Origin of the sequence: Pseudemcibacter sp. (assembly GCF_965661635.1) — a bacterium.
Classification (GTDB): Bacteria; Pseudomonadota; Alphaproteobacteria; order Sphingomonadales; family Emcibacteraceae; genus Pseudemcibacter.
The window spans coordinates 1-4,512 of record NZ_CBFIEP010000006.1; the positions used below are offsets into that span (position 1 = coordinate 1).

At 42.0% G+C, this 4,512-nt stretch carries 4 protein-coding genes; 1 reads left to right on the forward strand and 3 read right to left on the reverse strand.

What is annotated here, in order from left to right; translation table 11 throughout:
- Nucleotides 1–184: 184 nt before the first annotated feature.
- Nucleotides 185–1,321 (forward strand): translocation/assembly module TamB domain-containing protein, encoded by a 1,137-nt coding sequence (locus ACTF6W_RS00490; RefSeq protein WP_438992577.1) that lies wholly within the window; start codon nt 185–187, stop codon nt 1,319–1,321.
- A gap of 14 nt (nt 1,322–1,335) precedes the next feature.
- On the opposite strand, the gene ACTF6W_RS00495 is transcribed toward ACTF6W_RS00490, so the two are convergent.
- From ACTF6W_RS00495 to fabI, 3 genes are read right to left on the reverse strand one after another with little or no spacing between them, the layout of a single operon-like run.
- The gene (locus ACTF6W_RS00495) at nt 1,336–2,328 is read right to left on the reverse strand and encodes a TauD/TfdA family dioxygenase (RefSeq protein WP_438992578.1); all 993 of its coding nucleotides are present in this window, start codon (nt 2,326–2,328) and stop codon (nt 1,336–1,338) included.
- Between the two features lie 60 nt (nt 2,329–2,388).
- The gene (aroC, locus tag ACTF6W_RS00500) at nt 2,389–3,459 is read right to left on the reverse strand and encodes a chorismate synthase (RefSeq protein WP_438992579.1); all 1,071 of its coding nucleotides are present in this window, start codon (nt 3,457–3,459) and stop codon (nt 2,389–2,391) included.
- 5 nt (nt 3,460–3,464) lie between these two features.
- Nucleotides 3,465–4,283: an enoyl-ACP reductase FabI gene (gene fabI, locus ACTF6W_RS00505; RefSeq protein ID WP_438992580.1), complete on the reverse strand. Its 819-nt coding sequence runs from the start codon at nt 4,281–4,283 to the stop codon at nt 3,465–3,467.
- Nucleotides 4,284–4,512 lie beyond the last annotated feature (229 nt).

A 4,512-nucleotide genomic window follows, 5' to 3' on the forward strand; every position in this document is an offset into this window, starting at 1 on the left:
GCGAAACAAAATTAAACTAAAAACAATGGCCAAACGAAAACGCTTGCACATTAAAGCTATGGCCGCATAATATTAACAGATGGAGCAGAATACTCTCTTATTATAAAGACTTAAAAACCCAACTTTCCCTGATGACGTACAATCTGGAACATATGCATCACCAGATTTGGATGGTCGCGTTACAATGAAAAATGGTCGATATGAAAATATGCAATCTGGCTTCGTTGCAGATAGTATTGAAATGACTGCTATTCTTAAAGATCGTCATTTTACTCTTGATCAATTTTCCGCAAATGATGGTGGGGAAGGGAAAATCAATGCAAACGCTGATATTATTATTAATCCGGATTTCAGTTATACGGCACGTGCCGGTTTAATGCTTGAAAGTGCAGAACTCGTAAGGCAACCTGAATTGCAGTTAAGGGCGTCAACGGATCTTAGTTTTGAAAAAAGTTTAGATAAGACGTCTCTATCTGGTGATATAACGGTTGAAAATGCGAGTATTGGTGCGGTTGAGCAAGGCGGTGTTGCAATCGCAGAACTCGATGTAACAGAAATTAACGATGAAGGCACAATTCAAGCGCAAAAAAAGCAAGAAGATGCCCTTGGCCCTATAAAGCTCGATTTAAACTTGGTTGTGCCAAACCAGTTATTTGTCACAAGTTACGGACTTGATTCCGAGTGGGGCGCAGACTTGAAAAATTCGGGAACGTCAGAAGAGCCCATTATCGGTGGAACCGCGAATTTAATTCGTGGATTTTTTGAATTTTCAGGAAAAAGGTTTGAACTCAAACGCGGAAACTTTGCGTTTCCAAATGATAAAAGTAATGATCCTGTTATTGAAATAGCAGCAGAACATGCCATGCTTGAAATGACTGCAAATTTACGGATTTTCGGCAAGGCATCTAACCCAAAACTTGAGTTAAGTTCCACGCCATATTTACCAGAAAATGAGGTCTTATCACGCATTTTATTTGGAACATCCGTTGCTGAACTTACGGCCGTTGAAGCGGTTCAATTGGCGTCAGCCGTCTATTCATTATCAAACGGGGGTGGTCAGGGTATCCTTGGTGGGATCCGCCGCGCGAATGGTGTCGATCGCTTATCGATTGATAATGATAATGGCCGTGAATATTGTACGACTATCACGGGAGAAAAATATTTAACCAACAATGTTTATGTTGAGGTTTCCGCAGCACTAGCAACGGGTGAAACAGCGACTAGTGTGGAAATTGACTTAACACGTAATCTTTCCCTTGTGACCAGAAGAACGATGGATAATGATAATAATTTATCGGTAAGATGGTTTTGGGATTATTAGGTGATTGCTTAAACTTAGCCCAATTCAAAAGTGAGCTTTGTATTTTCGGTAATAATACCACCACGGTTTCCTATTTCTATGGAGCCAAAACGTTCTTTAAAACATTCCGGCAATTCCCGGTCGCCTTTTGGTGATATCCATAGTCGATAAAGATAACGTCTGTTTTCAAGTTCTGGGTGATCTTCGAACCCCTCACGGTCATGAAGTTGTGAGTGATTATAAACGAATTGAAGGTCACCCGGTTTTAATTCCATCTGTAAATGTAATTTAGGGTCATTGGCCAACTGATCAAATAAATTCATGGCTTCAATATGCATTTTTGTAAGGCGTTTTGCTTCAGGAAAACGTTGGGCACTTTCAATATATTGGCGTTGATACATGCCTGTTAATTTACCGTCATACCAATTGAGAATGGGAATTTCGAAATAGGGTTTTTCTCCTTGCGGAATTTCGCCGCGGCGGTCTGTGGCGATTGGTTCAAAAAGGAGCTTAAGAAGATCGGGCCTTCTTTTATTCATTTCATTATAGATGGTTTCCGTGCTGACGAGTAATGAACCGCCCCCCTTTTTTGCGGTTTTTAAGCACATTAAACCCACGATGTCTGCGGAATCCGTATGAAAAGTTTGTCGTTCTGCTGTTTGATAAATACGGGTATTAACATCATTGGCATCTGCACTAATATTCCTGACATGGCCAAGGATATGACCGGCCGCATTCTGTGATCTTGCTGACCCTAAATAAACGCCAATACCGCAAAAAATAGTGGCCGCTTTTTCTTGAGAATAGTTTGTTACGGGAAGTCCGCGAATAACTTCAAAACCGTGGCCATGGATTAATGTTTCTTTTAACGCATTAAACCGTTTTGAAAGTTTTGGCAGAGGAAAATTTTCAATTGATAAGTCACCTATAGAAAGTGATGATGATAAAAAATCATCTGCGGCTTTTTCAAGTTCATTAATTTCATCAAGTGAAAATGTTTTTAACCAAAGGTCTGGTTCTTTTTCCATATTCATTTCCACCCAGGCAGAAGGTCCGCAGATTTGCTCTGGTGGGAATGAAGTCATCTTTTATTCGCATTGCGCTTTATGGCGCATTAAGTGATCCGCAAGCACGCATGCCATCATTGCTTCACCGATGGGAACGGCACGTATACCAACACAAGGATCATGGCGCCCTTTGGTTAAAATTTCGGTTTCGTTTCCGTGACGGTCAACGGTATCACGCGGCGTTAAAATGGATGATGTTGGTTTCACGGCAAAACGGACGATTACATCCTGACCGGATGATATACCACCGAGAATTCCGCCTGCGTGATTGCTTTGAAAATTTGGTTTATCGTCCTTCATACGTATTTGATCGGCGTTTTCTTCACCAGTTAAAGCGGCGCTTCCAAACCCCGCTCCAATTTCAACGCCTTTTACAGCATTAATGCTCATCATTGCGGCGGCTAAATCACCGTCCAGCTTACCATAAATCGGCGCGCCAAGACCGGCTGGAACACCACTTGCGCGCACTTCGATGACAGCACCAATTGAGCTGCCTGATTTACGAATTTGATCGAGGTATTTTTCCCACTCGGGCACCATTTTAGCGTCTGGGCACCAAAATGGATTCTGACTGATGAGTTCATCGTCCCAATTTTCAGGATTGATTTTCTTTTCGCCCATTTGAACCATTGCACCGGTAATTTTAATATTTTCACCAAGTATCTTCCTTGCAACACCACCAGCTGCGACACGCATTGCGGTTTCTCTTGCCGATGAGCGTCCGCCGCCACGGTAATCACGTATGCCGTATTTCTCAATATAGGTGAAATCAGCATGTCCCGGGCGGTATTTATCTTTGATGTCACCATAGTCTTTTGACCGTTGATCTTTATTTTCAATAACGAGGCTTATTGGCGTACCAGTAGTTACGCCTTCAAAAACACCTGACATGATTTTCACTTGATCAGGTTCTTTTCTTTGAGTGGTGAATCGATTTTGTCCTGGTTTTCTTTGATCGAGATAAACTTGCAGATCTTCTTCGGTTATGGGTAACATCGGCGGTACACCATCGACGACGCATCCTATAGACGGGCCGTGACTCTCGCCCCAGGTGGTTACCCGGAACAATTTACCGAAGGAATTGTCTGACATAACTACTAATCCTTATTGAGGGTGAGATCCGGGGCGTCTTCGCGTTTCATTCCCATTACATGATAACCTGCATCAACATGATGGTTTTCACCAGTAACGCCGGATGATAGATCGCTTAAGAAATATGCACCTGCATTGCCGACTTCATCAATACTGACGTTACGACCCATAGGCGAATTAAGTTCGTTCCATTTTAAAATATAACGGAAATCACCAATTCCAGAAGCGGCAAGTGTTTTAATAGGGCCAGCAGAAATACTGTTCACACGAATATTTTTTGGACCTAAATCACGCGCAAGATATTTGACGCTGGCTTCAAGTGCTGCTTTTGCCACACCCATTACATTATAATGCGGGATTACTTTTTCCGCGCCATAATAACTAAGTGTTATCATGCTGCCACCATCGGTCATTAATTTTTCAGCACGCTGAGCTACAGCGGTAAAAGAATAACAAGAAATTTGCATGCTTTTGGTGAAATTTTCAAGCGAAGTATCAACATATCTTCCAGTGAGCTCTTGTTTATCGGAATAGGCAATAGCATGCACAAGAAAGTCAAGTTTACCCCAGATTTTTTCTAATTCAGCAAATACAGCATCGATAGAATCATTATCCGTTACATCACAAGGAAGAACAATATTTGATCCCACACTCTCCGCGAGCGGGCGCACACGTTTTTCAAGTGCTTCGCCTTGGTAAGTAAACGCAAGTTCCGCGCCTTCATCGGCGGCCTTTTTAGCGATACCCCATGCAATAGATCTATTATTGGCGGCCCCCATAATGATACCGCGCTTTCCCGACAGGAGTCCTTTTTTCTCAGCCATTTCTCATTCCTCTGGGTGATTATCCCAAATGCTTTTAAATGATATTATTGATTATATCAATTGGGAAGTATCCTACACAACTTTGCACAAAATTCAATCGCTTGGGTTGTTTTTTTCTAATTTTACAAGTCTTTTATGATAAAGTTCCGCATTTATTTCCGCCCCCAATATAAAACCGACACTTAAAAAGTAGAAAAACACTAGTGCGATAATAGCCCCGGCAAGGCTT